The organism is Ammoniphilus soli (assembly GCF_040813775.1).
In genome coordinates this window covers 28,502-55,324 of sequence record NZ_JBEGDL010000019.1, presented here as the reverse complement: position 1 = coordinate 55,324, position 26,823 = coordinate 28,502, and the positions used below count along the sequence as shown (strand labels likewise).

General features: G+C 43.0%; 28 protein-coding genes and 1 pseudogene. 19 read left to right on the top strand and 10 right to left on the bottom strand.

The window, feature by feature from the left end:
* Positions 1-78 precede the first annotated feature (78 nt).
* Entirely contained in the window at positions 79-1,134 is a 1,056-nt protein-coding gene (gene selD / locus ABLT31_RS26360; protein WP_367757424.1) for a selenide, water dikinase SelD, read from the top strand.
* 73 nt (positions 1,135-1,207) lie between these two features.
* Here the strand turns inward: selD and ABLT31_RS26355 are convergent, their stop codons facing one another.
* Positions 1,208-2,221, bottom strand: a complete 1,014-nt coding sequence (locus ABLT31_RS26355) for a glycosyltransferase (protein ID WP_367757422.1) — start codon at positions 2,219-2,221, stop codon at positions 1,208-1,210.
* Positions 2,222-2,251: 30 nt separating this feature from the next.
* Between ABLT31_RS26355 and selA the strand changes: the two genes are divergently transcribed.
* Both selA and ABLT31_RS26345 read left to right on the top strand, forming a co-directional pair.
* A complete protein-coding gene (gene selA, locus ABLT31_RS26350; protein WP_367757420.1) occupies positions 2,252-3,640 on the top strand; it encodes an L-seryl-tRNA(Sec) selenium transferase in 1,389 nt (462 codons plus the stop codon).
* Positions 3,641-3,769: 129 nt separating this feature from the next.
* Positions 3,770-3,973: a hypothetical protein gene (locus tag ABLT31_RS26345; protein WP_367757418.1), complete on the top strand. Its 204-nt coding sequence runs from the start codon at positions 3,770-3,772 to the stop codon at positions 3,971-3,973.
* Positions 3,974-4,041: 68 nt separating this feature from the next.
* Here ABLT31_RS26345 and phoU read toward each other — a convergent pair whose 3' ends face one another.
* Together phoU and ABLT31_RS26335 are read right to left on the bottom strand one after the other, a co-directional pair.
* Positions 4,042-4,701: a phosphate signaling complex protein PhoU gene (phoU, locus tag ABLT31_RS26340; protein WP_367757415.1), complete on the bottom strand. Its 660-nt coding sequence runs from the start codon at positions 4,699-4,701 to the stop codon at positions 4,042-4,044.
* A gap of 185 nt (positions 4,702-4,886) precedes the next feature.
* Positions 4,887-5,375, bottom strand: a complete 489-nt coding sequence (locus ABLT31_RS26335; protein WP_367757413.1) for a YhcN/YlaJ family sporulation lipoprotein — start codon at positions 5,373-5,375, stop codon at positions 4,887-4,889.
* A 176-nt stretch (positions 5,376-5,551) separates the two neighbouring features.
* Between ABLT31_RS26335 and ABLT31_RS26330 the strand changes: the two genes are divergently transcribed.
* The 6 genes and pseudogenes from ABLT31_RS26330 to ABLT31_RS26305 all read left to right on the top strand — a co-directional run bounded on the left by ABLT31_RS26330 (position 5,552) and on the right by ABLT31_RS26305 (position 8,393).
* A complete protein-coding gene (locus tag ABLT31_RS26330) occupies positions 5,552-5,686 on the top strand; it encodes a hypothetical protein (RefSeq protein ID WP_367757411.1) in 135 nt (44 codons plus the stop codon).
* A gap of 67 nt (positions 5,687-5,753) precedes the next feature.
* Positions 5,754-5,915, top strand: a complete 162-nt coding sequence (locus tag ABLT31_RS26325; protein ID WP_367757409.1) for a hypothetical protein — start codon at positions 5,754-5,756, stop codon at positions 5,913-5,915.
* A 159-nt stretch (positions 5,916-6,074) separates the two neighbouring features.
* On the top strand, positions 6,075-6,530 hold the full coding sequence (spoVAC, locus tag ABLT31_RS26320) for a stage V sporulation protein AC (protein ID WP_462976538.1): 456 nt from the start codon (positions 6,075-6,077) through the stop codon (positions 6,528-6,530).
* Positions 6,531-7,537 (top strand): annotated as a pseudogene (spoVAD, locus tag ABLT31_RS26315) (stage V sporulation protein AD).
* Between the two features lie 9 nt (positions 7,538-7,546).
* Positions 7,547-7,900 carry a stage V sporulation protein AE gene (spoVAE, locus tag ABLT31_RS26310; RefSeq protein WP_367757405.1) on the top strand — a complete coding sequence of 118 codons (354 nt, stop codon included), beginning with the start codon at positions 7,547-7,549 and terminating at the stop codon, positions 7,898-7,900.
* 319 nt (positions 7,901-8,219) lie between these two features.
* Positions 8,220-8,393: a Spo0E family sporulation regulatory protein-aspartic acid phosphatase gene (locus ABLT31_RS26305; RefSeq protein ID WP_367757403.1), complete on the top strand. Its 174-nt coding sequence runs from the start codon at positions 8,220-8,222 to the stop codon at positions 8,391-8,393.
* 173 nt (positions 8,394-8,566) lie between these two features.
* On the opposite strand, the gene ABLT31_RS26300 is transcribed toward ABLT31_RS26305, so the two are convergent.
* Positions 8,567-8,713 (bottom strand): hypothetical protein, encoded by a 147-nt coding sequence (locus tag ABLT31_RS26300; protein WP_367757400.1) that lies wholly within the window; start codon positions 8,711-8,713, stop codon positions 8,567-8,569.
* 388 nt (positions 8,714-9,101) lie between these two features.
* A complete protein-coding gene (locus tag ABLT31_RS26295; RefSeq protein ID WP_367757398.1) occupies positions 9,102-10,136 on the bottom strand; it encodes a YkvI family membrane protein in 1,035 nt (344 codons plus the stop codon).
* 166 nt (positions 10,137-10,302) lie between these two features.
* On the opposite strand from ABLT31_RS26295, the gene ABLT31_RS26290 reads away from it, so the two are divergent.
* Complete coding sequence (locus tag ABLT31_RS26290) at positions 10,303-11,337, top strand: C-terminal binding protein (protein WP_367757396.1); 1,035 nt, start codon at positions 10,303-10,305, stop codon at positions 11,335-11,337.
* A gap of 146 nt (positions 11,338-11,483) precedes the next feature.
* The gene (locus ABLT31_RS26285) at positions 11,484-11,921 is read left to right on the top strand and encodes a hypothetical protein (RefSeq protein ID WP_367757394.1); all 438 of its coding nucleotides are present in this window, start codon (positions 11,484-11,486) and stop codon (positions 11,919-11,921) included.
* Positions 11,922-11,931: 10 nt separating this feature from the next.
* On the opposite strand, the gene ABLT31_RS26280 is transcribed toward ABLT31_RS26285, so the two are convergent.
* Positions 11,932-12,390, bottom strand: coding sequence for a hypothetical protein (locus ABLT31_RS26280; RefSeq protein WP_367757392.1), 459 nt, complete (start codon positions 12,388-12,390; stop codon positions 11,932-11,934).
* Positions 12,391-12,586: 196 nt separating this feature from the next.
* The gene (locus tag ABLT31_RS26275) at positions 12,587-13,369 is read right to left on the bottom strand and encodes a DUF169 domain-containing protein (protein WP_367757390.1); all 783 of its coding nucleotides are present in this window, start codon (positions 13,367-13,369) and stop codon (positions 12,587-12,589) included.
* A 191-nt stretch (positions 13,370-13,560) separates the two neighbouring features.
* Here ABLT31_RS26275 and ABLT31_RS26270 point away from each other — a divergent pair, with 191 nt between their 5' ends.
* Positions 13,561-13,731: a hypothetical protein gene (locus tag ABLT31_RS26270; RefSeq protein WP_367757388.1), complete on the top strand. Its 171-nt coding sequence runs from the start codon at positions 13,561-13,563 to the stop codon at positions 13,729-13,731.
* Positions 13,732-13,938: 207 nt separating this feature from the next.
* The gene (locus ABLT31_RS26265; RefSeq protein WP_367757386.1) at positions 13,939-15,093 is read left to right on the top strand and encodes a citrate/2-methylcitrate synthase; all 1,155 of its coding nucleotides are present in this window, start codon (positions 13,939-13,941) and stop codon (positions 15,091-15,093) included.
* Between the two features lie 305 nt (positions 15,094-15,398).
* Here the strand turns inward: ABLT31_RS26265 and ABLT31_RS26260 are convergent, their stop codons facing one another.
* Complete coding sequence (locus ABLT31_RS26260) at positions 15,399-15,590, bottom strand: hypothetical protein (protein ID WP_367757384.1); 192 nt, start codon at positions 15,588-15,590, stop codon at positions 15,399-15,401.
* Between the two features lie 941 nt (positions 15,591-16,531).
* Here ABLT31_RS26260 and ABLT31_RS26255 point away from each other — a divergent pair.
* The gene (locus tag ABLT31_RS26255; RefSeq protein WP_367757382.1) at positions 16,532-17,914 is read left to right on the top strand and encodes a glycine--tRNA ligase; all 1,383 of its coding nucleotides are present in this window, start codon (positions 16,532-16,534) and stop codon (positions 17,912-17,914) included.
* Positions 17,915-18,065: 151 nt separating this feature from the next.
* Here the strand turns inward: ABLT31_RS26255 and ABLT31_RS26250 are convergent, their stop codons facing one another.
* Positions 18,066-19,025 (bottom strand): C40 family peptidase, encoded by a 960-nt coding sequence (locus tag ABLT31_RS26250; protein ID WP_367757380.1) that lies wholly within the window; start codon positions 19,023-19,025, stop codon positions 18,066-18,068.
* 188 nt (positions 19,026-19,213) lie between these two features.
* On the opposite strand from ABLT31_RS26250, the gene mgtE reads away from it, so the two are divergent.
* A complete protein-coding gene (gene mgtE, locus ABLT31_RS26245; RefSeq protein WP_367757499.1) occupies positions 19,214-20,563 on the top strand; it encodes a magnesium transporter in 1,350 nt (449 codons plus the stop codon).
* A gap of 393 nt (positions 20,564-20,956) precedes the next feature.
* Positions 20,957-21,769, top strand: a complete 813-nt coding sequence (gene spo0A, locus ABLT31_RS26240; RefSeq protein ID WP_367757497.1) for a sporulation transcription factor Spo0A — start codon at positions 20,957-20,959, stop codon at positions 21,767-21,769.
* A 176-nt stretch (positions 21,770-21,945) separates the two neighbouring features.
* Here the strand turns inward: spo0A and ABLT31_RS26235 are convergent, their stop codons facing one another.
* Positions 21,946-22,644: a TerC family protein gene (locus ABLT31_RS26235; RefSeq protein WP_367757378.1), complete on the bottom strand. Its 699-nt coding sequence runs from the start codon at positions 22,642-22,644 to the stop codon at positions 21,946-21,948.
* A 518-nt stretch (positions 22,645-23,162) separates the two neighbouring features.
* Here ABLT31_RS26235 and ABLT31_RS26230 point away from each other — a divergent pair.
* Genes ABLT31_RS26230 through ABLT31_RS26220 form a run of 3 tightly spaced genes read left to right on the top strand, consistent with a single transcriptional unit; the run spans position 23,163 to position 26,621 of the window.
* Positions 23,163-24,182: a TAXI family TRAP transporter solute-binding subunit gene (locus tag ABLT31_RS26230; protein WP_367757376.1), complete on the top strand. Its 1,020-nt coding sequence runs from the start codon at positions 23,163-23,165 to the stop codon at positions 24,180-24,182.
* Entirely contained in the window at positions 24,166-24,642 is a 477-nt protein-coding gene (locus ABLT31_RS26225) for a DUF1850 domain-containing protein (RefSeq protein ID WP_367757374.1), read from the top strand. Before ABLT31_RS26230 ends, ABLT31_RS26225 begins: the two co-directional genes overlap by 17 nt.
* Positions 24,639-26,621, top strand: a complete 1,983-nt coding sequence (locus ABLT31_RS26220) for a TRAP transporter permease (protein WP_367757372.1) — start codon at positions 24,639-24,641, stop codon at positions 26,619-26,621. Before ABLT31_RS26225 ends, ABLT31_RS26220 begins: the two co-directional genes overlap by 4 nt.
* Positions 26,622-26,823: the final 202 nt, after the last annotated feature.

Sequence of the window (26,823 nt, the reverse complement as noted above, 5' to 3'; positions counted from 1 at the left end):
AACTCCTGATTTGGAATAAGTTCAGTATTTCATGTAAGATAGAGGAAGGCTAATATTATATAAAAGGAGGTTTTTTTTGTGTCCGATCAAACTCAAGTAAAATTAACTTCATTGTCCAGCAAAGCTGGCTGAGGCTGCAAAATAGGTCCTGAAGACCTGGCGCAAGTCTTGCGCCATCTACCTACTTCTGCCGAGGTTGATCCTAATCTCCTTGTTGGTCTGGATGTTCCTGACGATGCAGGGGTTTATAAATTAACCGATGAGATTGCACTCGTCCAGACCGTGGATTACTTTACACCTATTGTAGATAATCCGCGCATGTTTGGTCAAATTGCGGCTGCGAATGCTCTTAGTGATGTCTATGCGATGGGTGGAAAGCCGCTTACCGTTTTAAATATCGTGGGTTTCCCCATTAAAAAGCTAGATCCGATGATACTGGCAGATATTTTAAAGGGTGCCGGTGAGAAAGTCCAGGAAGCTGGTGCTTTGATCGTGGGTGGTCACTCCATCGATGATCAAGAGCCTAAGTTCGGAATGGCAGTAACCGGAACGGTCAGACCAGATCGGGTTTGGACAAACCATGGTGCCAAGCCTGGAGATGTTTTGATCTTGACCAAGCCGATTGGCGTTGGAATCTTGACTACGGCTATTAAGAGAGACCTGCTGAATGAGCAGGAGATTGAACGAGTCACACAAGTGATGGCTGAGTTGAACAAAGTCGCAGCCGAAGTGTTTATGAATTATTCTGTCCATGCGTGCACGGATATAACGGGATTTGGCTTATTAGGCCATGCCAAGGAAATGGCATCTGGCAGTGGTGTAGGAATCACCCTTGATAAAACCCAGATTCCGGTTCTTCCGCGAGCCTTTGAACTGGCCGAGCAAGGCATTGTACCTGGCGGAACGAAAGCCAATCATAAATGGTTGAATGATTGTGTTGACTACGGTTCACTAACTGAATCCGAGCAATATTTATTGTGTGATGCAGTAACATCTGGAGGCTTAATGGTTTGCCTCCCTGAATCGGAAGCACAAGCTTGTTTGGAAGAATTAAAAGCAAGAGGAATAACCGATTCGAACATCATTGGAAAAGTAACCGACGAGAAGATTGGTTGCATCCAAGTCGTTGGTTAAAAGGCAAGTAAACCGGAGAAGAATGTACTTCTCCGGTTCATTTTAGGGACTCATGGAGATTCTTGTTACAAGGCTAGACTTTCGGAATTGTCAGGGTTTCTTTTGAAATCGCCGTTTGGTAAAGCCTAATGTAGGCTTCTGCTTCCCTTATAGGGGAGGAAAGCTGCTGAATGGATTGTTGGGCTTGCCTAACTACCTTCTCCCGACTATACGTATCCCGCATGATAGACCGAACGGCTTGAATGAATTCCTCGGTTGTCTCATATAACCACCCAGTCTTTTCATGTTCAATGATGCTTTCGTTTGCGGCATTTCTACGAGCGATAACTGGTCTTCCCATCGCCATCGCTTCCATGACAGCAAGAGATTGTCCCTCGGAAATTGAAGTGTTAATAACAATATTGGCTTGGTTATACCAACGCTTCATCACCTCAAACGGTACGACTCCGGCATATTCCATCCAAGGACGATTTTTGGAGGCAGCTATTACTTCCTCATAGACCTGTTGATCCAAGTTGGCGCCGAGAATGGTATACCTAAGCGATGGAAATTCCAACGCTAAAGAATCTAAGGCCGGGAGAGCATGTAGGACATCCTTGACGGGTCGCAATCCGGCGGGAAGAAGAACATGGGGTGAATCATAGCTGACCTTTTGATTAACCTTCCAAGAGATCCAGGCGGCTTGAGGGATGACCTCAGTTTTCTTAGCCCATGCCGGCTGAAGTGTTTCTACCTTACAAAGAGCATCCTCGGTAAACACGGTGATGGATGATGCTCCATCAATAAGATTATAGACATCCTCAGCAAGTTCTGTCTGCAGGTCAGAATTAATATCTGTACCTCCCATAGTTAGAATATAAGGTTTGGTAAGAGTAAAACTCTGCTTCTTAGCCCACGCAGCGAATCTAGTCGCATGAAGAATATGAATAATATCAACTGCGGCAGGAAGGTTCCAGGGATCTTTCTCGGCATAAGGAAAGACCGAGGCCTGGATGTCCTGGTTTTGCAAAAAGTGGATAATGCGTTTAGAGGTTGTCGCATTGCCTCTTGGTTGGTTAAAATAGGGTGTAAAAAATAGAATATGCATAGTTCACCTTCCTGAAAGGAGGTTATTATTTTGCAGGCTAAAACGAAGCAACTTCTTCGTGATATTCCAGCTGTTCACCATTTTACACATGATTCCTCATTAATGGAATGGATAAAAGAGCATAACATTCCAGAGGGGCTGTTTAATCAAATGGTAAAGGAAACGATTGAACAGTATCGGAAGAAAATCCTAAATCAGCAAGTCGATGAAATATCTTATTCATTAGTTTTGGAAAAAGTAAAAGATAATATCAAAAACACCCAGCAGCAAAATCTAAGACCTGTTATAAATGGTACTGGGGTTATCCTGCATACGAATCTGGGCAGAGCTGTGCTAGCTCAAGAAGCGATTCAGCAGATGACGGAAGTGGCCACGGGCTATAGCAATTTGGAATACCGTATTGAAGAAGGAAAGCGCGGTTCCCGCCATGATCATGTAGAAGAGCTGGTCTGCCGGCTAACAGGGGCAGAAGCTGCCATGGTGGTCAATAATAATGCAGCAGCCGTGTTTCTTGTCCTCAGGGAAATGGCAAGGGAAAAAGAGGTTATCGTTTCCCGCGGGCAACTGGTGGAAATTGGCGGTTCCTTTCGAGTTTCTGAAATTATGAATGAGAGCGGAGCTATTCTGCGAGAAGTCGGTACAACCAATAAGACCCATGTTCGTGACTATGAAAAATCGATCAATGAACAAACTGCACTACTGCTGAAGGTACATACAAGTAATTTTTTCATGAGCGGATTTATTCAGACCGTATCGTTGGAAGAACTTGTACAGTTAGGTTCAAAGCATGGCATACCGGTATATGAGGACTTGGGGAGCGGCGTATTATACGATTTGCGGAAGCATGGAATTGGGAATGAACCGGTGATCCAGGAAAGTATCCAGCAAGGTGCCGATGTGGTGACTTTTAGTGGGGACAAGCTGCTTGGGGGGCCACAGGTAGGAGTTATCGCAGGTAAAAAGAAATGGATTGATCGGTTCAAGAAAAACCAGCTAGCAAGGGTTTTGCGTGTAGATAAAGTTACTTTAGCAGCCCTGGAAGCCACATTGCGCCTTTATCTTGACCCTGCGAAAGCGGCCGAAAAGATTCCAGCCCTGCGAGATATGCTGATGCCTGTAGAGGAAGTTCGAAAAAAGGCAGAGAGCTTCCGCAGCATGGTGGCTCCTCTGATGGTTGATATTCGTGAGGAACAAACGGAAGTGGGAGGCGGCAGCCTGCCAGGTGTCCTTCTTCCATCGATTGTTGCCGTTCTTCGACACCCTAACTATCCCGCCCATCTCATAGAAAGAAAGCTGCGGATTGGCCAGCCCGCTATTGTGGGAAGAATATCGAAAGACGAGTATTTACTGGATTTTCGAACGATCCACGCGAACGAAATTCCTTTATTAGTGCAAGCGATCAAAGATCGCATCACGTAGTTTTCTGTAGACTAGTGTCGATTAATCACACTTTCCTCACCTAGAATACAGCGTTATAATATGATTACTGGATTTAACAGCAGGAACATTCTTCATTGTGATACATAAAATTTAGGAGTGGTGTATCAAGTGATAAAAGAGATAACCCCAGAAATCGAAGAGATCTATAGTATTCAGGAGTTGGAAGAGAAAAAGAAACAGTTAAGGGATCAGCTTCAACAACCGGACCTTTCCGAGGTCGAAAAATGGGAAGTAAATGATCTCATTGAAACAATCAACAAGCGCATTCGTCTAATGAATGACTTGATGGTTGGTTTTCAAGTTACCTTATAAGACAAAAACCTTCACCCTAAGTCAAGGGATGAAGGTTTTTTTTTTTCTTTCCTCTTCGGATTCTCTAATCATTGATTGATTTCAACAATTTTTCCGGTTACTAAGTAAATAACCCATTCTCCAAGATTGGTGGCGTGGTCAGCAATACGCTCTAGGCTATGGGCTACAAAAAGGAATTGGGTTGCTTGGTTTACGGCTTCAGAATCTTTTTTCATTATATCTAGAAGTTCATTGTGAATTTTCTTATAAAGGCTATCGACTTCATCATCATTTCGCCCAATCTGGTAAGCCTTTTCCGTATCCAGATTGATATAGGCATTAAGGGCATCGCGGACCATAGCTTCTGCAAGAGCAGCCATTTTGGGGATATCAATCAATTGCTTGATGTAGGTTTCTTCTTTCAATCGGATTGTAGATTTAGCGATAGAAACCGCGTTATCAGCCATTCGCTCGAGGTCTGTGACGACCTTAAGGACTGTACCAATCCTTCGAAGGTCAGTAGCCATCGGTTGTTGCAAAGCGATAAGGCGAAAGCAATTTCGTTCGATCGTTAAGTTTAATTCATCGATCTCATCGTCATCTTGAATCACTTTTTCTGCTAAGGCACTATCTCGTTCAGCAAGCGACTTCACTGACAAATGAATGGCCTTTTCCACCAGAGAACCCATACTTAATAAATCACGATGCAAATTTTGTAATTCCTCATTAAAGGTATGACGTCCAGCCATATAGGATTCCCCCTTCAAATAATTGAATTTGATAATTTGGTTTTTTATAACCACTAATTATTACATAATTTTCTAAAATAGACAATGATGTATAAGTAGACATTCATAAAGATATGTAGGTTTTTTCTTTTATATTTAACGGCGAACTTCCTTCACAGGCATGGTTCGCCGTTGTTTTCAAGTACTTACGTTTTACTCAGATGATTGAATGGAACAATGGTTTTCCAAACGCCATTAACTAAGCTTAACATTTCATTCTCATTTACCCGTTTTCCTTGAAGAATATTTCCTCGCATGGTTTTGATGCGGGATAATAGGTCAGGTTCCCGCTCTGTAACAACATAAACTAAGAAATCATTGGCTTCGCCTTGGAGCTCTTGTCTTATCCAACCCTCTATGGCCCTGACGCTGGGAGTGCCTTCAGCATCCACACCGATAATTAAATTATCTACCCCATAGAATAAAACATTGGCTTCTTGAACCCCAGGGATCGCTTCCACCCGGTTTTCAATATGGGCAGCAGGGTCTGCTTCAGGAGCAATGTTTTGGGCCGGCTCAAAGCCGGCTGCCCGAAACTGGGCCTCCTCCAAGCTACTGTACCGATGATTCAGCGAGCAGCCAGTCATCAGTCCCAGAATTAAGAAGAGGGTGAATGCAATAGGAGCCTTCTTCATCGGGATTCCACCTCCTTGTTCATTAGGATACGGCGCCCTCATCCCTTTTAGCCGAGTTAACTTCACCCATTCAGTGTTCACAATGTTGCCACTATAAAAGAATTAATTATTCTGATATATTAAAATTAGAAATATATAAATTTTAAATTTTTTTATGTGGAGTAGGAGGAATGGACGTGAATATTCAGCTTCTCGAAAGAAAATGTCAGGGCTGCGGAGTAAAGCTAACCGAATTTGAAGTAGTAGAAAAAGAAGGGTATTGCATGGAATGCTACCAAGATACCGTGCGGGATCAAATGGTTACTAAATAATCTGAATATAAATAAAATAACTCGGTCATATACATGTATTACCTAACAAATGGAAGGGGATAAATGGATGACCGAGTTTTTTTGTATATTAGGTGCATTTTTCTTTATGACTGGCATTTTTATAGAACGGTTAGCTTACGGAATGAAGATCGATTCAACGCATATCGATAGGAGAGATCTTTGGTCCTCTTATCCAGTAACGCTTGAGGATATGAATCTAAAAGAGTAAGTGTTCAGGAATACCGGAGCTATCCGGTATTTTTTTGTGCTCCTGCACATGAAAAATCTGTAAAAAGAAACAATATAATGTATCAATAGTTTACAGTCTAAAGTTAAGGGTGAATGTGAAATGGCAGATAAAATTGCCCAAAAAGCCAAAAACAAAAGTATGACGCAATTACAACAGGAATATCAGGCTTTTGCCAAAAAAAGAGAGCCAGCACGACCAGTGTTGTTAAATTGCTTTCGAGCTTTTCTCGTCGGAGGGCTAATTTGCTTGCTCGGTCAGTTTATTTCTGATTTTTATATGACGTTTTTTGACTTTAATGAAAGAACAGCTTCCAATCCTACGGTAGCAACTCTCATTCTTATTTCGGTTTTGCTGACGGGATTTGGGGTATACGATCACATTGCACAATGGGCTGGCGCTGGAACGGCTGTTCCGGTAACAGGATTTGCGAACTCTGTGGCCTCCGCTGCTATTGAGCACCGAACCGAGGGGTATGTACTGGGTGTAGGGGGAAATATGTTCAAATTGGCCGGTTCCGTTATTGTATTTGGGGTATTTTCTGCTTTTGTCGTAGCTCTAATCAAAACGGTCATGATGAAATGGGGTGGCGCTTAGATGCTTCTAGGAAACCAGACGTGGCAATTTCCGAATAAGCCAGTCATTCTCTCCACCGGGGTGGTTGGGGGGCCCTTTGAAGCAGAGGGACCATTAGCCAAGGATTTTGATATTCTTCATGAGGACACCTGGCTGGGACAGGACAGCTTTGAAAAAGCAGAGGAGAAAATGCTTGAGCAAGCATGCCAAAAGGCTATAGAGAAGGCTGGCCTGAAGAAAGAAGATATCCAGTATTCCTTTCTGGGGATCTGATGAATCAAATTATTTCCAGCAGCTTTGCTGCGAGAACATTAGGATGTCCTTATATTGGCTTATTCGGGGCGTGTTCCACTTCTATGGAGGGACTAGCTTTAGGATCACTTATTTTGGATAGCCAGTCGGCTAATTATGTATTATGCGGGACAGCGAGTCATAACTCCTCTGTAGAAAAGCAATTCCGCTACCCGACGGAATACGGCGGACAAAAACCGCCTACGGCGCAGTGGACCGTTACAGGAGCAGGTGCAGCCGTACTTGGCAAACAAGGAAAAGGGCCGATTGTCACAGCAGCAACGATGGGTAAAATTGTTGATATGGGCCTTAAAGATCCGTTTAATATGGGAGCTGCCATGGCTCCAGCAGCAGTCGACACAATAGAGGCTCATTTTCAGGATATGGGTACAACACCGAAGGATTACGACCTGATCGCCACGGGGGACCTAGGGAAAGTAGGTCATCAAATTGCAACAGATCTGTTAGCCAAGCAGGGGTTTGACATGAAAGATCATTTTGTTGATTGTGGCAAGATGATTTATCGCGACGACCAGCCTGTGTTAGCAGGAGCTAGTGGAGCTGCTTGTTCGGCCACGGTAACCTACGGACATATTCTTAATCGCATAAAAAAGGGAGAATTGAAAAAAGTGTTAATCATTGCCACAGGGGCTTTGCTTTCACCTCTGAGTTACCAACAAAAGGAAAGTATTCCGTGTATTGCCCATGCTGTTGTGATTGAAAATCAGACGATGTAGGAGGAGCTTATGCAAATTTATTTTTGGGCTTTTGTAGTTGGGGGAATCATTTGTGTAATTGGGCAGCTTCTAATGGATGTTGGGAAATTAACACCAGCCCATACGATGAGTGCTTTAGTGGTTTCCGGTGCTATTCTTGACGGTCTAGGGCTTTATGAGCCACTTATTGATTTTGCGGGAGCAGGGGCCTCTGTACCGATTACAAGCTTTGGGAATGCACTTGTCCATGGAGCTATGGCCGAAGCCGAGCAACATGGGATAGTAGGGATAATAACGGGAATATTTGAAGTGACAAGTGCTGGTATTTCAGCCGCCATTATTTTTGGCTTTTTAGGTGCGCTCATTTTCAAACCTAAAGGATAACGATTCGATTCAAAATTTGTCGGAAAAACACTACTTTTATCTATATATAGCAAATCTTATCAGTTATATTTCCTTAATTTCAATTTTATGTTAATATGAATTTTGTCCTTGATGGTTTCCATATACATGGAAAGAATGGATGAAAATTATCTGGTTGGCTAGCTATAATCCATGATGAAACTTTTTTAATGGAATAAGAATATATCTGCTTCTTCGGGTCTTTAGCTTTTGTTCTAAATGAAAGCTTCACAAGAGGTGGTCTAGCTACCCAATATGGCTAAATGAGCTTTTTAAAATTTTATGGCGGGAGAAAAATGAAGTGGCATCAAAGGTAGAAAGCTTAGTCGAAAAAATTGAGAAGTTAAGAGAGGATATGCACCGTCTTGCCCGGAGAAAAGGTATTACCTCCCCAGAGGTGCTATACATTAGCCAACAGATCGATGTGGAATTGAATAATTACTATCGTTTAATAAATACAAGAAAACTTGTCTAGCGCAAACGACAAGTTTCTCATGCTGTCCTGATTACGACGGTATTACTCAACTTAATATAAGCCTTCATGATAGGCGTTGTAGGGTGGCTCTTGTTATTGGGGTCACCCTTGATTTTATTTTGGAGAGGAGGAATGAGAGAGGATGGGGTGAAGCAATGGAAGGGTCTGCTAACCTAACCAGCCCAGACATCTTTATAATATTCTTTAACTAGACGAGTGGCAAAAGCCTCTATTTCCTCCATGGATTCAAGCCGCTCCAATAGTTCTTCTATATTTTGCGGAAGCGTCAGATCACTTCCTCCATCTTTTGTTTTCTTCAAGAAAATCGCCTCCTAATCTCTATCTAAGTCGATTATAAGATTAATTTATTAACGGGTAATGAATGGTGTATTAAATTTTTGTTAACGGTTTCATTTAACAAAATTAAGTATAACATTGTATAGACGAACTTGGTATTACAAACATTCGACAAGTTTTGATATTTTACTGCAAAAACAACTGGCTTGCGAAAAAAAAAGACTTACAACATTAGTTGCAAGTCAAACATTATTTCATTAAGGGGGTAACCTCAATGTATTTCTATTTTAACGCGTCAAAGGAATAAATTCAACCCAACTTTGTGGATAATTAAAAATATTTGAATTGATATCTAAAGTATCTCTAGAAAGGCAAGAAGGAGGCTCAGATTCAGCTGAGCCGCAAGAATTCTTAGGCTTTGATCTTTCGGCGGTAAAACATCAGTCTTAGCATGAAGAGCAGCCCCATTGCGCCAAAGACTGGATAAAGGAAATCAACCAAGTGGCGGAAACCCCACTGGCTGACAATAAAGGACCCCAGCATGACCAAAAAGGCCGCTAATGGCTGGCTAATCTTAAAGGTGGAGTAGACTTGACGAATTAATCCAAACACGTTGCCGATAATGGTGGTGAAAATTTCTCCGAACACAACGAGGGTAAACAGCAGGGCTACAGGCTTGCCAAAGTTGGCAATGATCTGTGCCATAGGGATATCGAGCCCTTGAATGGCCTGGTAATTCATCTGCAGGGAGAGATGACTAATCAGCAGCATGAGCCCTAACCCCAGCCCGCCGAAAAACCCTCCCCAATGAAGAATAGAGGGATCTTTAGTATCTGTGCCGAGAGGGACGAGCACGGCTTGGGCCATAGCCAGGTTAAACCCCGCATAAAGTATTGGTGAGATTAACCACTGAATATTACCAGAAGGTAGCGTTATCCCTTCAAAAGGGGCTGATCCGAACAAATGAACCGCAAGAATGGTTGTAAAAACGATCATCATAGGGACAACTAAGGAATTGACCCACATGACACCGGACATTCCCCTATACATGGTAATGAGACAAAGGGCAATCGTGACAAGAATGCCAGCCTGGTAAGGCATATGGAATTGTTCTTCAAAGATTGATCCGGTTCCAGAAAGCATGACACCGGTTGTACCGAACAAAATCACGAGGGTTACCCCATTGACTAGCCAACTTAGCTTTTTCCCGAACAAGTGCTGGTTGAGTTCCTGGTAGGAATAGCATCCTTGTTGATGAGAAATCGCCATTATCTTTCGACCTAGCCATATAAATAAAACAGTACTGATTAGTATGGCCAAGGCGCCAATGCTTCCGTGCTTGGTAAAAAAGTTCAGGATCTCCTGCCCGGAGGCAAATCCAGCTCCAACCACTGTTCCGATATAGGTCGCCGCGACCTGAAATATTTGTCTCCACCTAGCCGCCATTTTTTGCACCACCTGTCCATAAAATAAATGTCTTCTAAAAAGGTATGAACAAGCTTTGGAAATATGTACCTCTAAGTAAAGTTCGAGAAAAATGCCATTTAGCATTTTCTCCTTTTTTCTTTGGGTGGGGAAGGCTAATGAGGACACTGCTAGAGGAGGCAAAGCGATGACAAAGAAAAAAGTGGTTGTTACCGATTGGGAATATGCCGATCTGCGGTATGAAAAAGAGATATTGGATCATGAAGATATCGATTTGATTCCAGCGCAATGCAAAACGGAGGAAGATGTGATTGAAATAGCTAAAGATGCAGATGGCTTGATCAATCAATATGCTCCCATCAGCCAACGAGTTCTAGACCGACTCGAACGGTGCCAAATCATTACGCGCTACGGTGTAGGGGTCAATACGATTGATATAGAGGCTGCCACAGAAAAAGAAATTTGCGTGGCCAATGTGCCGGACTACTGCAAGGATGAAGTGGCGGATCATGCTCTAGCGCTATTGATGGCTTGGACCCGCAAGGTCATCGTGGCCAATCATTATGTGAAAAACAAAGTATGGGATTTTAAAGTTACCCAGCCCATCTACCGTTTAAGAGGCAAGGTATTGGGACTTGTTGGTTTTGGCATGATCCCTCAGTCGCTTGCCGAAAAGGTGAAGCCACTGGGTCTTCAGGTGGTCGCCCACGATCCTTTTGTCCCAGAGAGCGTCGCGAAGGATAAAGGGGTCAGGCTAGTAACGTTAGAGGAGCTCTGTCAGCAATCCGATTTTCTCTCCGTGCATGCTCCCCTGTTAGCCTCAACCACGGGGATGATTGGCAGAGACCAGTTTGCGAAAATGAAAGAAACGGCCATTCTCATCAATACGTCCCGTGGACCCGTGGTGGATGAGCAGGCTTTGATTGAAGCCCTTCAAACCAAAAAAATAGCCGGTGCGGCCCTTGACGTCGTGGAAGAAGAACCGATTCCTTCTGATCACCCTTTCCTCGATATGGAGCAGGTGATCTTAACCCCTCATGTGGCCTGGTACTCCGAGGAATCTGCTCGGGAACTGCGATATAAAGCCGCAATGGGCGTGATGGATGTACTTGTCCATAAGGAGCTGCCCCGCTATCTGGTCAATCGGAAGGTGATACCTAAGAAAGAGTTAAAGCCAAGTCAGGCGGAGGAGCGATATAAGAAGCTGGTTAGGCGAGAGTGATGCCACAGCTGATGTTGTTTTACTTCTATAGCTTCCTTATAGTCTTATACATGATAAATATTTTCATGGACTCACAGGGACTAGGATATTTCGTAGGAATCCTCTGTATTCTAAACCTAGTGCTTTCCTATCGGGGATCCAATCGATTGTATCAACTTGTAGCATTCTTTTTTGTTGTAATTGGGATTACCTTGCTATTGATGACGGGGGGATCACTCTTTGAGGTTCCCCGTTATATGGGCTCTACTCTAAATCTTCTCGCTTTATTTTATGTGCTGCCTTTCATCAATAGCGTTATTGTTGCTGGCGGATATGATCAATCCATCAGTAAATTGCTCAAAACAAAACTGGATAATCTGAGTCAGCTATACCATCGGGGACTCACCGTAAGCCTTTTACTCACAAGCTTTCTCATGATCTCTATGATCCCGATGGTTCACGCAGTACTGGAAAAAAACTTAAAGCACCAGGCTAAACGATTAAAAAATGTCATCATGAGCAAGGTTGTATTAAGAGGGTACGGCTTAAGCCTGGTTTGGAGTCCGATGGAAGTGCTTGTTGCGATGGGTGTGGATATTACCTAGTCATTATTCCCTATTCCATGCTATGGGCTTCATACCAAGCAACGTTGATGTCAAAGTAGGCACGTGTTTTTGCCGGATTGATCAGATACAGCACCATCATCTGGCCTGGAGAAACTTGGAATAAACCCTGTAGATTCGTATTCAATTGTCCGTTAGCCCCTCTGAATTGTGCCCGTACCAACCCCCCCACCAGGGGGTTATCCTTGTGGACAAAAAACTGGGAAGAAATAGAGCATGGTTGGGCTTGTTCCTTCATCGGAACGGGGATGAGGGGCTTTCCATAGGCTAGAACCATGCTTCCTTCCATTAATGTGAGAGTGAATTCGCGGCAGCCCCCACTGGAGATCACTCCGATCAGGTAACCTGTTTTACCAGATTCCCTAGGATTCATGAGTTGAAGAAGAAAGTAGCCATTGGGTTCAATAAGCTGGCTTTCCGTAGAAAGCATGTATGCATCATTAAATTTCATATTAAAAGCCTCGATTACTTTTTAATATTATGGTATTAACAGCCACTGGATTTGTTAAAAAAAAATCCACCCTAGAAAAGGGTGGATAAGGAATGAGATGGGGGATCAAAAAATGATCCTTACGAATTACTTTTATTATATGGCTATCGGCCCTGCTTGAAAGGGAGTTTGAGAGATTTTCTAACAAGCATTTTTCCTATTTGTTTTTTGGCCACATGTTATTGAGTTTTTCATACGTAGCTGGATATTTTGCTTGGTACTGCAGAAAGGAAGGAATGGGATAACGCACTCCTCCTCTTTGCGTACCCTGAAGACCGGTGATAAAATCATGAAGGTGAGCATACGGGAAAGAAAATGCCATTTCGTCATCTTGTGTTTGACCGAACACTCGGTCACCATAGCAGGGAAGAATCACTTGAGGTTGTTTCGTTTGCTTCGTCTTAATAATGATATCCGCGCAATCCGCACGTGCTGAAAAGGTGGAGGTAATCGCACCGCCTGTTTTATAGAGGGAAGCGGCAACCATACGCATCACTTGGGCTGAGTTCCCGTAAACCAAAACCAGGTCTGGTTCGAAGTTGGTCCGTGACAGCGGAGCGATAACAATGGTTCCACTTTCCTCTTTCGAAAATTTGGGGACTTCAGCTTCGGTAAGAGCCCCGCCTTCTTTGGTTTCCGTATACATGCCGCAAGCTAAATTTCCTTCTGTATAGAAAGACAAGGGCTCTTCAAAGTGAAAGGCAGCTTTGGCAATGGGACAGGATAAATCTTCACCATCAAGGGCAATGGTCCATCCGTAGGTGCGTGCCATTGTAATGCCTTGGCAGATGCTCAGCTGGACATGAAGGTCTCGGAACGGACGTTTGGATTTTTCTGGAATGACTTCTCCTTCCCTCAAAACTCTCACAGCCAGCGGAAAGGTGTTCGGGCGAACATGCTTTTCTATTTCGATTAATGCTTCATGCAGATGCTCCCTCATGTTTTTCCTCCTATAAAAGCGTTTTCAATCCATAATATTAATTCGCTAAAGAATAATGAACTCCTGTTCTAACTAGTAAAGATTTTCTGGATTGAAACAGGATAAGCCGATGCGTAATCTGGTTTAAATTGCTTTTCTTTTGTCCAAAATGTTTGCTAAGAAGGTAGATTCTAACGGGAGGGCGAATGAGAATGCTGAATATGAAGGAGCAAACGAAGTACGCATTGATTGACTCTCTATTGGATTCTTACAACGAGAACATGGCCTTATATCAATTATTTGGAGACATTAGCTATAAAGAAAGGGCAGATCATTTCATTGGGATGCTAAGGAACCACTTTAATCAGCAAGAGTGCAGTTAACAATTGCAGCAACCGATTATTTTCTGGGAACCCAGCAGTTGGGTTCCTTTTTTCTGTTTCACACAGTAAATAACAATGGAAGATGGGATAGTGGGTTTAAATTTTGGAAATTTTAAAGAAGAAAGAAGGAATTTTTGTGTATCATATAGAAATATATATGTTGGAATGAAATTTGCAATATTATATAACAGAAAGGGGATTGGAGACATGAGTGATACCAAGTTAAGCGACTACAAAGCTAAAGCTGACTTCACTGCTGGGTTAGAGGACGTAATTGCTGGTACATCCGAAATCTGTTTTATTGATGGCAAAGAAGGCCGTTTGATTTATCGAGGATATGATATTAATGAATTGGTGGATAAGACTACATTTGAAGAAGTAATTTATTTGCTGTGGAAGGGAGAACTTCCTAATTCCGCACAGCTTCAAGAGCTGAAGCAACAAATTTCCAGTTACCAAAAGCTTCCTCAAGAAGTATTGGATGTTATTCGCCTAATCTCTTCTAAGGGAACCCCTATGGATACCCTACGCACTGCTGTTTCCATGCTTAAGTCCTACGATGAAGAAGGCGAGGAAATGTCTCCTGAGGCCAACTACCGTAAGGCTGTGAAGTTAACAGCTGTTCTTCCTGTCATTGTAGCTGCGATCGATCGTTCCCGCAAAGGCCTTGAAATCGTTGAGGCCAAAGAAGAACTATCCCTTGCTGCAAATTTCTTATACATGCTGAAAGGTCAGGAAGCAAGTCCGATTGAAGTGCGTGTAATGGATGCCGGCTTGATTATGCATGCTGACCATGAGTTTAACGCTTCCACTTTTGCTTGCCGTGTAACTGCGGGTACTTTATCTGACCTATATTCCGCTGTTGTATCCGGTATTGGAACACTAAAGGGGCCATTGCATGGCGGTGCAAACACGGCTGTAATGCAAATGTTGTTAGAGATCGGGGAATTGGACCAAGTAGAATCCTATGTGCACGGTAAACTTGCTCGCAAGGAAAAGATCATGGGCTTCGGACACCGCGTTTATAAGACCATGGACCCTCGTGCTGTTCAGCTTCGTGAAATGTCCAAAGAACTAGCTGAGCGCATGGGTGAAGAAAAGTGGTATAAGATGACGGAAAAGACCTTTGAAATCGTCAACAAGGAAAAAGGCATGTGGCCTAACGTGGATCTTTTCTCCGCATCCGTTTATTATGTAATGGGTATCGAACTTGATTTGTATACCGCGATCTTTGCTATGAGCCGTGTATCCGGTTGGACGGCACATATCTTAGAACAGTATGCTAACAACCGTCTTATCCGCCCAACGTCCATTTACCAAGGACCTGGCTTGCGTGAAGTGACTCCTATAGCAGAACGCTAAACAGTTATATTAAATCCTGTCAATATTGACAGGATTTTTTCTATTTAAAAGAAAAGTCCATCCTTTTTATAAAAAGGATGGGTGAAGGGATAGGATATGAAGGGCCTTGACCAGAAGTTAAGTATAATATACAGGTAACTATTAAGTATTTGTGCGGAGTTGTGAGATTCTCTATCAGGGAAAATTCCAAACACCGTGGGGAGTTGCCATCTATTTCGCAAAACGTTTCGGATGAGGAATCCGCAGAATGGCTACTACGTGGAATGAATCCGAATAAGATGTATTCCAAGTTTCCTGTATTTAGATTAAGCAAAGCATTCTGAGATAGATTCCTTCCGATAATCAATCAGCATGAGGAGATGATGGATCTCGAATCTTTCATAATTGGATAAATCAGAAGAGTAGAATAAGGTATCCAATAGGTACTTTCTTTTGACTTCAAGCTGATCCATGCTTCTTGAATTATAAATATCTTCCCTAGATAGTTTTAGATGCATAAGGCATCATCCTTTCTCATATAGTGTAATCGCTTTCAATTGTTGGTAATTGCAAGTATATCATAGAAAAAGAATTCTGGGTGATATTCGACAAAACTAGAAGGGAATCGACTGCATACGATGAGTTTGGAGGTATTTTCCTTGTAATTGCCTTTTGTATATTGTATACCAAAAGAAAACATAGTATAATGTATTCAAGTAAACTTTGCAGTTCACTTCCTATCTCTATTTTACGGCGTAACGTTTATTCGTTAGGCCGTTTTTTTAGTTATAACAAGAAGGGTGACTCATATTGGATATTTTGACAAAGTTTCCATAACTTGCTGAACAGCCAAAATGAAAATATGCTATAATATAGTTAATCTTTCCTCTTTTGGAGGTTGAGCGGTTATTATTCCAGGGCGTTCCTAATAGGACGCCTCTTGTTTTTGTGGATGATGTGATGGTGATGATTCCTTTATAAAAAACAATCTGTTTTTTAACTTCCGCCGAATGGAGTCTCATTTCAAAAAAAATAGCCCGCTTACTAAGCGAGCATAATAAGGGAGTGAGTTGTAATAACTCAAGTAATGCTTTAATATTTTACTACGTTCATCGGATAAATACAATTTTTCGATGTGTTGAAGGCTGGACATTGACTTTTGCTCCTAACTTCAGTAAGATATGTCCAAATAGGATAATACTTGCAGTGACGAAGGATGGATAGTACCTGAAGTCTTTTTCTAACAGCGATCTAGGGAAGGTGGAAGCCTAGAAGGAAAAGTCAGGGAAGCGGCAGTCTGGAGCTGTTAATCGGTAAAAGTGGATGCATCTGGGATGCATCAACTAGGGTGGAACCGCGGGTGCAATGCTCCCGTCCCTAGGCATGGGAATGCCTTTGGGATGGGAGCTTTTATTTTTTTCAATTTTCAATTCAAAAATGACAAGGAGAGACTAAAATCATGAGTGTCACAATGGATCAAGTTGTAGCGTTGGCTAAGCACCGAGGCTTTATTTTTCAAGGATCTGAAATCTACGGCGGATTGGCGAATACTTGGGACTACGGCCCGCTCGGGGTAGAGTTAAAAAATAATATTAAGCGAGCTTGGTGGAAAAAGTTTATCCAAGAATCTCCTTACAATGTAGGGTTAGATGCTGCCATCCTTATGAATCCTCAGGCGTGGGTAGCTTCAGGGCATGTGGGGAACTTCAACGATCCAATGATCGACTGTAAACAGTGTAAAGCCCGTCATCGTGCAGATAAGATCATCGAGAATGCATTAGCGGAAAAAGGCATGGAAGTGATTGTGGATGGACTTTCCTTTGAACAGATGAAGAATTTGATGGAAGAGCATCAGATTGCTTGTCCGGATTGCGGCAGCAGGGATTTTACGGATATCCGCCAATTCAATTTAATGTTTAAGACCTTCCAAGGAGTAACGGAAAGCAGCACGAACCAAATCTACCTCCGTCCGGAGACGGCTCAAGGGATTTTCGTGAACTTTAAGAACGTACAACGAACCATGAGGAAGAAGCTTCCATTTGGAATCGGGCAAGTCGGAAAAAGCTTCCGAAACGAAATCACTCCAGGAAACTTTACGTTCCGAACAAGAGAATTTGAGCAAATGGAGCTAGAATTTTTCTGTAAGCCAGGAGAAGACTTGCAATGGTTTGAATACTGGAGAAATTTCTGTTACCAGTGGCTGCTTTCTCTAGGCTTAGCAGAAGACAGCATTAGGCTTCGCGACCACTCAGAGGATGAATTGTCCCACTATAGTAATGCCACAACAGATATCGAGTACAAATTCCCATTCGGATGGGGAGAATTATGGGGAATTGCTGACCGTACCGATTATGACTTGAAGCAGCATATGGAGCATTCCGGGGAAGATTTCAAGTATATTGACCAAGAGACCAATGAAAGATACGTTCCGTACTGCATTGAGCCTTCCCTAGGGGCTGATCGCGTGACCTTGGCATTCTTGCTTGATGCTTACGAGGAACAGCAGCTAGAAGGCGGAGACAGCCGCACGGTTATGCACTTCCATCCGGCTTTAGCTCCATTTAAAGCAGCAATATTCCCGTTGTCTAAGAAGCTTTCAGAAGGGGCTTCCAAGGTGTTTGCTGATCTATCCAAGCACTTTATGGTTGACTTTGATGAAGCGGGCTCAATCGGGAAACGTTACCGCCGCCATGATGAGATCGGTACTCCGTTCTGCATTACCTATGATTTTGAGTCGGAACAGGATGGCCAAGTAACAGTAAGAGACCGGGATACAATGGAGCAGCAGCGTATGCCAATCAGTAAGCTAAGAGCATTTATTGAAGGAAAAATGAATTACTAAAATAAGTTTGGCACCAGATCTACCTCTGGTGCTTATTTTTTTCAAATGAAAAGACAGAACCCCTGTTAAGTCAAGTTCTGCCTCGATACACTTTTTATAGGACATATGAGCTGGCCGATGTATAGGATATGGAGGGTGTCTCTTTTTTAGGTTAGCTTACTCGTCTAGCACCCAAATACGTTCTCTTCCAATATCTTGATTTGGAGATGTTGGTAATCGTGACTCTAGGAGGGACAGCGTGGATCATCCGGCCATTGCCCATATAGATCCCAACGTGGCCCGGGGTCCGGTCGTTCCTGAAACGTCCAGGGACGGAGAAGAACAGCAAATCCCCCGGTTTAAGGTTGGCCACTTTCACATAGCTTCCGCGTTTAGCTTGGGCACGGGCCGTACGGGGAATGCGCACGCCTTGTTTTCCATATAAATATTGGGTATAGGAAGAACAATCGAACGCACTAGTCCGTCCTGTCCGGGCCCCAAAAACATATTTTACTCCTAGAAATTTTTTGCCATGGCTGATGATGCGGTTTGCTTTTGCTCTTGAAACGGCGGGTGCAGCGTCGGCGTCCTCGTTCTCTTGGAAATTCTCCCATCCATTATCCTCTGGGAATACGGATTCGCCAAAAGTCACCAATAATGAATCTCCCGTTAACTGAACGTTATAGGCTGTGCCCAACAGGGCGGCTAAGCTGGGTAGAGTGATATACGATTGGGTGCCGATACTGGTCACGGCATGCGGTAAATCAATTTCGCGTTCTTCGGTCACGGCTCGAGTGCTATCTTCAGTCACTGTGAAAATGGGGTCCGTATATCCGACTTGGATTTCTCCATTTGTTTTCGTCACCGTATAACCAAGGGTTTGAAAGAAAGGATCGAGGGGAATATAGACTTGATCCGCTTGTGAAATAACCCCGATATTCCCGGTGTTTTCGCCATCTACAATTAGAGGTAAGCTTTGATCATTCCTTGTTGCTGGGGCAGGCTGATTTTGCAAAAGTCGAACAGAACCATTATTTTGGTTTCCAAGTGTCCCTGCTCCGTTTGGCTGGGAAGCACAGCCGGAAAGCAGGAGGGAAGAACTTAGTAATCCAATGATTATTTTTTTAATCATATGCTATTACCCCCATGTATAAACTTATCGATATTAGAGTTCCAATGGCAGGGGTTTGCTATACCCTAGGCAAGCTTAATATCTTTAGCTTTGACTAAGTGGCTATTTTGGTTTACCATGAGACTTTAGATAACTGTTCGTGTTAGGTGGTGATCCTAGTGAACTTCCATAAAATAAATATTAACCAGATGACAGAAAATCAGATCCTACTGTTAATTATCAAAAGCTTGAAAGACCTCAAAAAGGATGAGCTGAAGTACATCATTGAAGAGCTGCAGCCTTATGATATTGCCCAACTATATAAGAACCTCCCTGAGAAGCACCGTCATAAGTTTCTTTCGCTTATGGCACCGAAGCAAATTGCCATCCTGCTGCAGGAGCTGGATACAGACCTTCAATTGCAAACTCTTCATAAGCTGGGTGTAGCGAAATCCTCGGAAGTCATGGATCTCATGGAGAACGACGATCTGGTTGACTTGCTCCATGAACTAACGATTGAAAACAGTGAAGAATTTCTTGCCTCGATGAAGAAAGAGGAGTCCCAAACGGTCAAAAACCTCATGCAATATCCTCCGGATACAGCAGGGGGGATCATGACCAATCGATTTGTATGGATCCGGAATTACTACACGGTTCGTGAAGCGGTAGATAAGCTCAAGGCGTTTGCTTCCATTGCGGAGAATATCTACTACTTGTATGTTTTAGATGAAGAGAAAAAGCTTGTCGGGGTAGTTTCTTACCGAGACCTTCTTTTAGCTAACCTTTACGATAAAGTCGACGATATCATGTTTACTCGGGTTATTTCCGTTTCTGTCGATGCCGACCAGGAAGAAGTGGCCAGTCTTATTGAACGGTATGATTTTATTGCTGTCCCCGTGGTGGACCACGAAAACCGGGTTGTTGGTATTGTTACTGTCGATGATGTCTTGGATGTTATCATTCAGGAAGCCAATGAGGACATCGAGAAGCTTTCAGCAACAGGAAAATCCATCGATTTCCAGACTAGTGCGATTGTTGCCTCTTTTCGCCGTTTGCCTTGGCTGATCCTCTTATTGTTTATTGGTATCATTTCAGGTAGCATTATTAGTCAGTTTGAGGATACACTTCATCAGGCGGTTTCCTTGGCTTACTTTATGCCCATGATCGCAGGGATGACAGGGAATACGGGGACTCAATCCTTGGCTGTCGTAGTCCGTGGGCTAGTCGGCCAGGACATTGATCGGAAAACGGTTGTTCGGCTCATTTTTCGAGAATTTGGTGTTGGTTTTATTATTGGGTTGGTTTGCAGTGTACTGATTAGTGTCGTGGCGTATGTTTGGAAGGGAGATTTCGTTTTGGGGCTGGTAGTCGGAAGCTCTTTGCTGTTGACACTCATTATAGGAACGCTTGCAGGAACCGTCATTCCGCTTTTGCTTTATCGGTTTGATGTAGACCCTGCCGTGGCCTCTGGACCGCTTATTACGACCCTGAATGATATTTTCTCTCTCACTGTTTACTTTGGCATCGCTACCGTCTTTCTATCATACTTGAGTCCCTAAAATAAAAAGGTTGTCCTAAAAGCTGGCCTAAACGGACGAACTTAATGGGAGAAACTCCACGTATTTTAAAAATGAAGAAAAATAGTAAGGAAATAGTTGGAGAAAGTCTACTTTTCAGTGATAAGACAATCCAAAATGGAGTCATTATCGTGATTAGTAGGACGATTTCCAACTATTTCAAAAGAAATCTCATAAATTTTTATTGTAGGTGGAGATTTTCCAACTATTTCTGAGACCCCCCTCTTTTCTCCTTTTATCTACATAAAAGCCCCTCTAATAAGTCGAATTTTAGCATATCCCATAGGAATTTTTGGATTTATTTTAAAAGGAAAAATTCACCTCTAGTAGAAAATTTAGAGTAGAACTAATTACATACTATGAGGAGAGACTATGTTGACAAACATTCGGATAGTTTTAGTTGACGACAATAGGGAATTTACAGCTATCCTTTCTGATTATATTGAAAGTCAAGAAGGGATGGAGGTACAGGGAATTGCCTATAACGGAAATGAGGTATTTTCCCTTTTGGAGCGTACGGTTCCTGATGTACTGATATTAGATATTATCATGCCCAATTTGGATGGGTTGGCGGTATTGGAATACCTGCAGTCCATGAACCTCCCTAAGACTCCGAAAGTCATCGTGCTTACGGGGTTTGGTCATGAAGATATTACGAAAAGGGCTTTGGAACTAGGAGCGGACTATTACATACTCAAACCATTTAATATGGATCTGCTAATTAAGCGAATCCGTGAAGTCAGCGGACAAGAAACGGCGGCAGCCATAAGTCCTTTGCGCTCTCATGAGTCTTTGGTGTCGTCGATGAGGCCACCCGTTGATTCGGCCCATGGAAAGTCATTAGATCAGGTCATTACTTCTTACCTGGTAGAGATGGGGATTCCTGCTCATATCAAGGGATATATTTATCTTCGGGAAGGAATTTCCATGGTTTATCGCGATATTGAACTGCTGGGTTCCATCACCAAGGTTCTTTATCCGGACTTGGCAAAAAAGTACAACACCACATCAGCACGAGTAGAACGAGCGATTCGCCATGCCATTGATGTGGGATGGTCAAGAGGGAATATGGAATCGATTAATGAGCTGTTTGGCTACAATGTTAACAAGATGAAATGCAAACCGACCAACTCGGAATTCATTGCGATGCTCGCCGATCAAATCAGGCTGCAAGCGGTTGTAAGTTAGTCTATTTTACACAGGTGAATTGGGAAGTACCTTGGTATAATAAAACTAGTTATCTTTTCCATTGTAGGTTGGGCTTGAGTGGTTATTTTCCTTGGCGTCCTGTTTGGGCGCTTTTTTCTGCGCTCAAAAACAAAAAGCTTCATCATGGATTGAACCATGATGAAGCTTCTTAACTCTTACACCGCCTTTGGATTGGTTTTATCAACAGATTCTGGTTTGTTCCGATAAATTAATTTGCCCAAACCTAGAACTAAGACAACCGTTGCGATAGGGATAATCCAAGAGGCACCCGGTATATTAGAAAGAACATAAGTATTCAAGATTTTATCGTGAACAAGCATTGAACCAGCGGTGTATCCTAAGATTCCGGCTCCAATACTGACGATAATCGGGAAACGATTCATCCATTCGGAAATAAACTTGCTTCCCCAAACGACAATTGGAATACTGATGGCTAACCCGATAACGACGAGGAGCATGTTACCGTGGGCAGCACCGGCAATAGCCAACACATTATCTACTCCCATGATGATATCGGCGAAAATGATAGTTTGAATAGCCTGCCTTAAAGTAGTTCCAGCTTTAATGCCCTCTGCTTCATCTTCATTCTTCAAGAGCTTGATCGCCACGTAGATCAACAAAAGGCCTCCGACAGCTTGAAGAAGCGGAATCTTTAATAACCACACAGCGACTAGCGTCATGAGGATACGGATAATAACCGCCCCTAGGGTCCCCCAGATGATCGCTTTATTACGCTGCTCCGAAGGCAAATTTCGGCTTGCAAGGGCGATGACCACAGCATTATCCCCGGCGAGGACTAGATCGATTGCGATAATAGTCAATAAGGCCATCCAAAAATCTGGTTCAAACAACATTATAAATCCTCTCCTTCCTGAAATGGGCTGGCCCTTATGGCAAAAATAAAAAGACCTCTGCCATAAGGCAAAGGTCTTGCTAAGTACAAGAATTATGTACCAACAAAGCCGGAGGATAATGATATCCACGAATTGACGACTTTGTTTCAGGTTTCCCTGACAGCTACTCCCCTTTGATCCAACTGTTATTAATCATTATACTAAACACAAAAGGAATAAATGTCAACATAAAAAATAAACAGAATAGTGGATTTTATATTTAGACTGAAAAGAAAATCATTTTTTGAACAAGTGAAGTATATACCCTTTTCATTCCCCCCATCCACTAGGCATTTTCTGCCCACCACAACGCAAACCGGAAAAATACTCCGGCAAAAATTTCGTTAAAGCGGCAAAAAATGCCGGATCCATCCCTATCCCTCCTATTTTTTCGGCATCCTTCGAGTTGGCACGACTCTTGCATCATTTTAGTAAGCAAAGATACAAACGCTTACAATGTTGCGAGGGGGATTAGCAAAATGAAAAAACAATTTATTGCAGGTTTATCTACGGCTTTCTTATTAGGTACTATTCTTACAGCCTGTGGTGGAGCTAACGATACGACAGCTCCTAGCGATGCTCCAGCAGGACAAGAGGCACCTGCAAAGGAAGCGGCTGCTGACAAATTAGAAACCAAGTTTGCGACAGTAGCAACTGGAGGAGCATCAGGTCCTTACAACATTATCGCGACTTCGTTGACAGATCTTTATTCTAAATCGTACGGAGTAAATTCGAAAACACAAACGACCGGTGCATCGGTAGAAAATATGAATCTATTAAAGCAAGAAAAAGTGGAAATGGCTTTCGTAATGAGTGATGTATTGAGTGAAGCCATTAATGGTGAAGGAAGCTTTACGGAAAAGGTTGAAAACGTCCAGCAAATTGCTGCTTTATATCCTAACTATGTACAAGTTGTAACCTCCGGAAGTACCGGAATTGAGAAGTTTGAAGATCTAAAAGGAAAAAGAATTGCCGTTGGAGCCCAAAACTCTGGGGTAGAGGTCAATGCTCGCAATCTACTAGAAGCCCATGGGATTACTTATAACGACATTAAAGTAGACTACCTAGGCTATGCAGAAGCAGCAGATGCGCTGAAATCAGGGAAGCTAGATGCCGCCTTCTTGACTAGCGGTATTCCGAATTCTTCCTTAATGGAATTAGCCCAAGGCTTCGATCTGAAGATTGTACCAATCGAGGGTGCAGCGATTGAGGAATTATCAAAAACAAAGAACTATTTCATCACAGGAACGATCCCAGCGGGAACTTATAAAAATGAGCAGGATATCCCAACTGCTGCGATTATGAATGCGCTTGTGGTTCGTGCTGATTTGAGCGAAGACGATGTTTATAAATTAACGAAGACCTTCTTTGAAAACCTAGATACGCTATCCAATGCGCACCAGGCTGCGAAAGATATCACGATTGAAGGGGCACAAACTGGTGTCGTAGCGCCGATTCACCCAGGAGCGCAGAAGTACTACGATGAACAGAAGAAGTAAAGCTGGAATAGGGGCAATCCTCGTATTGTCCCTCCTCTTCTTTTTTCCTCTCAGCCTAACGGAAGTGAGCTGGGGAAATCATGAACTCTTTGTCAGGGATTCATTCTCTATTGAATGGATTCATTCTGTGGAGAAGGAAGAGTGGCTGGAGTTTTATGAGAGAAAAGAAAATGAGCTTTTCCTCACGAAAACGCAATTCAAGACGTATGGTGCGGGAGTGCCCTCCTCCGGAAAGACCTCTCTCACGCCAAAAGGATTTGTGGAAGTTGAAGTCAACCGGAAGATGGAGGAACTGCGCTTAGTGGTATCTCCTTGCGTAAAATCAACCATGCACCTCGACAATCAGGATATCTACCTTTATGAATTAGCTGGTCCTTATGAAGAAGTAGTGATCAGGCCGACTCGAGTGCCCATATATCAATATGCTATTTATTTACTAACAAAGGAGGGATTATCGTGAGCAAGGAGCTAGATACCAAGCAATCACAGGAAATCCTAGAAAAGTTTGATCGCGAATCGGTGGTACGCACTCTTTCCAACAACAAAATTGCCTTGTTTGTGACGGCTTTAGCCATTTTCTATTCGATATTCCATTTATATAACACGTATTACCCTATGCCCGAATTAAAGCAACGGGCGATCCATGTAGGCCTTGGGGTGGCATTAATCTTTTTAATTTATCCTGCAGGTAAATCCTCCAACCGAAGCAAAATTTCCTGGTACGATTGGATCCTGTTCTTGCTTGCTTTGGCCTCTACGGGGTATTTGCTCGCGGAATACCAGGAAATTATGACGACAAGAGGCGGAGTGCCCACAACCCTGGATATCATCTTTGCGATCCTTACAGTGGTACTTGTCCTAGAAGGAGCAAGAAGAATTACGGGTTGGATTTTACCCATTCTGTCTTTGATTTTCTTGGCTTATCCGTTTGTCAGTCACTTGGACTTCATGCCAGATAAGCTATTAACCCGTCCCTATGACATGGGGGATATTTTTGGAGCACTGTACTTAAAGACAGACGGGATTTTCTCTTCGGCAATCGGTGCTTCGGTTACGTTTATCTTTCTTTTCATCTTGTTCGGATCCTTCTTAGCGAAGTCAGGAATGGGACAATTATTTAATGATTTGGCCCTAGCTCTAGCGGGGCACAAGCAAGGGGGACCGGCTAAGGTTGCGGTCATTTCCAGCGGCTTTATGGGAAGTATTAATGGTGCTGCGGTAGCTAACGTGGTGGGAACGGGAGCTTTTACGATCCCGCTAATGAAACGAATCGGATATCGAGCAGAATTTGCTGGAGCCGTTGAAGCCAGTGCCTCAGTAGGGGGGCAGATTTTGCCGCCGATCATGGGAGCCAGTGCATTTATTATGGCGGAGACGACAGGAGTAAGCTACGGAACCATCGCTCTTGCTGCACTTCTGCCTGCTTTACTGTACTATCTAGGCGTCATTGCCCAAGTTCATTTCCGTGCGGGAAAGAGAGATTTAAAAGGGGTAAGCAAGGATCAGCTGCCACAGATCAAGGAAGTATTAAAGGCGCGCGGTCATTTGCTCTTACCGATTGTCGCTTTGGTTTATTTCTTATATATTAGCATGCCAATAGGTTATGCTGCCTTTTATACCATTGTTTTGACCGTCTTAGTGAGCTTGATTCGCAAAGAAACCCGCATGTCGTTCAAAGATGTTCTTGAAGCTTTGGAAGCAGGGGCTAAAGGCTCCTTATCGACCATGATCGCTTGTGCGGTAGTGGGAATCGTAATCGGAGTAGTGAACTTGACCAGCTTCGGATCGGTCATGACTTCATCGATCATGGATTTGGGGCAAGGCTCCTTATTCTTGACGTTATTCTTTACAATGATTGCTTCCATGATCTTGGGAATGGGATTGCCTTCCATACCATGCTATATTATTACAGCAACAATGGCTGCTCCTGTTTTGGCTGAATTCGGTGTACCTGTTCTTGTGGCACATATGTTTGTTTTCTACTTTGGAATTTTCGCCAATATTACTCCACCTGTAGCACTAGCGGCATTTGCTGGCGCGGGTATCGCAGGGGGAGACCCAATGAAAACAGGTTTTCAGTCGTTAAAGCTGGCTATAGCCGGATTTATTGTTCCTTACTTATTCGTTTATAACCCTACCATGCTCATGATTGATCCAGCTGGATTAGCGATGAATGCAAAGGAATTTCCAATGCCTCCAATCCTGGATATTGTTATGGTCACCTTCACCTCGTTCGTTGGGGTCATTGCTTTAAGTGCGGCGGTGGAAGGTTACTTTAGGATAAACTTGAATGCCATCATGAGATTGATTCTTGGCTGTGGAGCATTGATGATGATTATACCGGAGCCGATTACCGATATTATCGGAATCGTCATCGTGTTAGCTATACTCGGAAGCCAGATGCTCTTCCAGCGAAAGCAGAACTCTATAGAAGTGTAAAAAGAAGGGGAATTGTCTTGCTGAAGCAGGATAATTCCCCTTTATCCTACGGAATAAGAAAGGATAAACTTCTTCGAATGATCATCCTTATTCCGCATAAAAAGTTTCCTCTAAAGGTGGTCTTGCACCCCTGAAATGCTTCAATGAAACTTTTTTTAATGTTCGAATTTCATGGTACCATTCTGGTAAAATACAGTTAATT

Excerpts from the sequence above, each read along its gene's own strand:
- ABLT31_RS26355 (WP_367757422.1), bottom strand. The coding sequence starts at position 2,221 with ATGCATATTCTATTTTTTACACCCTATTTTAACCAACCAAGAGGCAAT.
- phoU (WP_367757415.1), bottom strand. The coding sequence starts at position 4,701 with ATGGCTGGACGTCATACCTTTAATGAGGAATTACAAAATTTGCATCGT.
- ABLT31_RS26335 (WP_367757413.1), bottom strand. The coding sequence starts at position 5,375 with ATGAAGAAGGCTCCTATTGCATTCACCCTCTTCTTAATTCTGGGACTG.
- ABLT31_RS26325 (WP_367757409.1), top strand. The coding sequence starts at position 5,754 with ATGACCGAGTTTTTTTGTATATTAGGTGCATTTTTCTTTATGACTGGC.
- spoVAC (WP_462976538.1), top strand. The coding sequence starts at position 6,075 with ATGACGCAATTACAACAGGAATATCAGGCTTTTGCCAAAAAAAGAGAG.
- spoVAE (WP_367757405.1), top strand. The coding sequence starts at position 7,547 with ATGCAAATTTATTTTTGGGCTTTTGTAGTTGGGGGAATCATTTGTGTA.
- ABLT31_RS26295 (WP_367757398.1), bottom strand. The coding sequence starts at position 10,136 with ATGGCGGCTAGGTGGAGACAAATATTTCAGGTCGCGGCGACCTATATC.
- ABLT31_RS26290 (WP_367757396.1), top strand. The coding sequence starts at position 10,303 with ATGACAAAGAAAAAAGTGGTTGTTACCGATTGGGAATATGCCGATCTG.
- ABLT31_RS26280 (WP_367757392.1), bottom strand. The coding sequence starts at position 12,390 with ATGAAATTTAATGATGCATACATGCTTTCTACGGAAAGCCAGCTTATT.
- ABLT31_RS26275 (WP_367757390.1), bottom strand. The coding sequence starts at position 13,369 with ATGAGGGAGCATCTGCATGAAGCATTAATCGAAATAGAAAAGCATGTT.
- ABLT31_RS26270 (WP_367757388.1), top strand. The coding sequence starts at position 13,561 with ATGCTGAATATGAAGGAGCAAACGAAGTACGCATTGATTGACTCTCTA.
- ABLT31_RS26265 (WP_367757386.1), top strand. The coding sequence starts at position 13,939 with ATGAGTGATACCAAGTTAAGCGACTACAAAGCTAAAGCTGACTTCACT.
- ABLT31_RS26260 (WP_367757384.1), bottom strand. The coding sequence starts at position 15,590 with ATGCATCTAAAACTATCTAGGGAAGATATTTATAATTCAAGAAGCATG.
- ABLT31_RS26255 (WP_367757382.1), top strand. The coding sequence starts at position 16,532 with ATGAGTGTCACAATGGATCAAGTTGTAGCGTTGGCTAAGCACCGAGGC.
- ABLT31_RS26250 (WP_367757380.1), bottom strand. The coding sequence starts at position 19,025 with ATGATTAAAAAAATAATCATTGGATTACTAAGTTCTTCCCTCCTGCTT.
- mgtE (WP_367757499.1), top strand. The coding sequence starts at position 19,214 with ATGACAGAAAATCAGATCCTACTGTTAATTATCAAAAGCTTGAAAGAC.
- ABLT31_RS26235 (WP_367757378.1), bottom strand. The coding sequence starts at position 22,644 with ATGTTGTTTGAACCAGATTTTTGGATGGCCTTATTGACTATTATCGCA.
- ABLT31_RS26230 (WP_367757376.1), top strand. The coding sequence starts at position 23,163 with ATGAAAAAACAATTTATTGCAGGTTTATCTACGGCTTTCTTATTAGGT.
- ABLT31_RS26225 (WP_367757374.1), top strand. The coding sequence starts at position 24,166 with ATGAACAGAAGAAGTAAAGCTGGAATAGGGGCAATCCTCGTATTGTCC.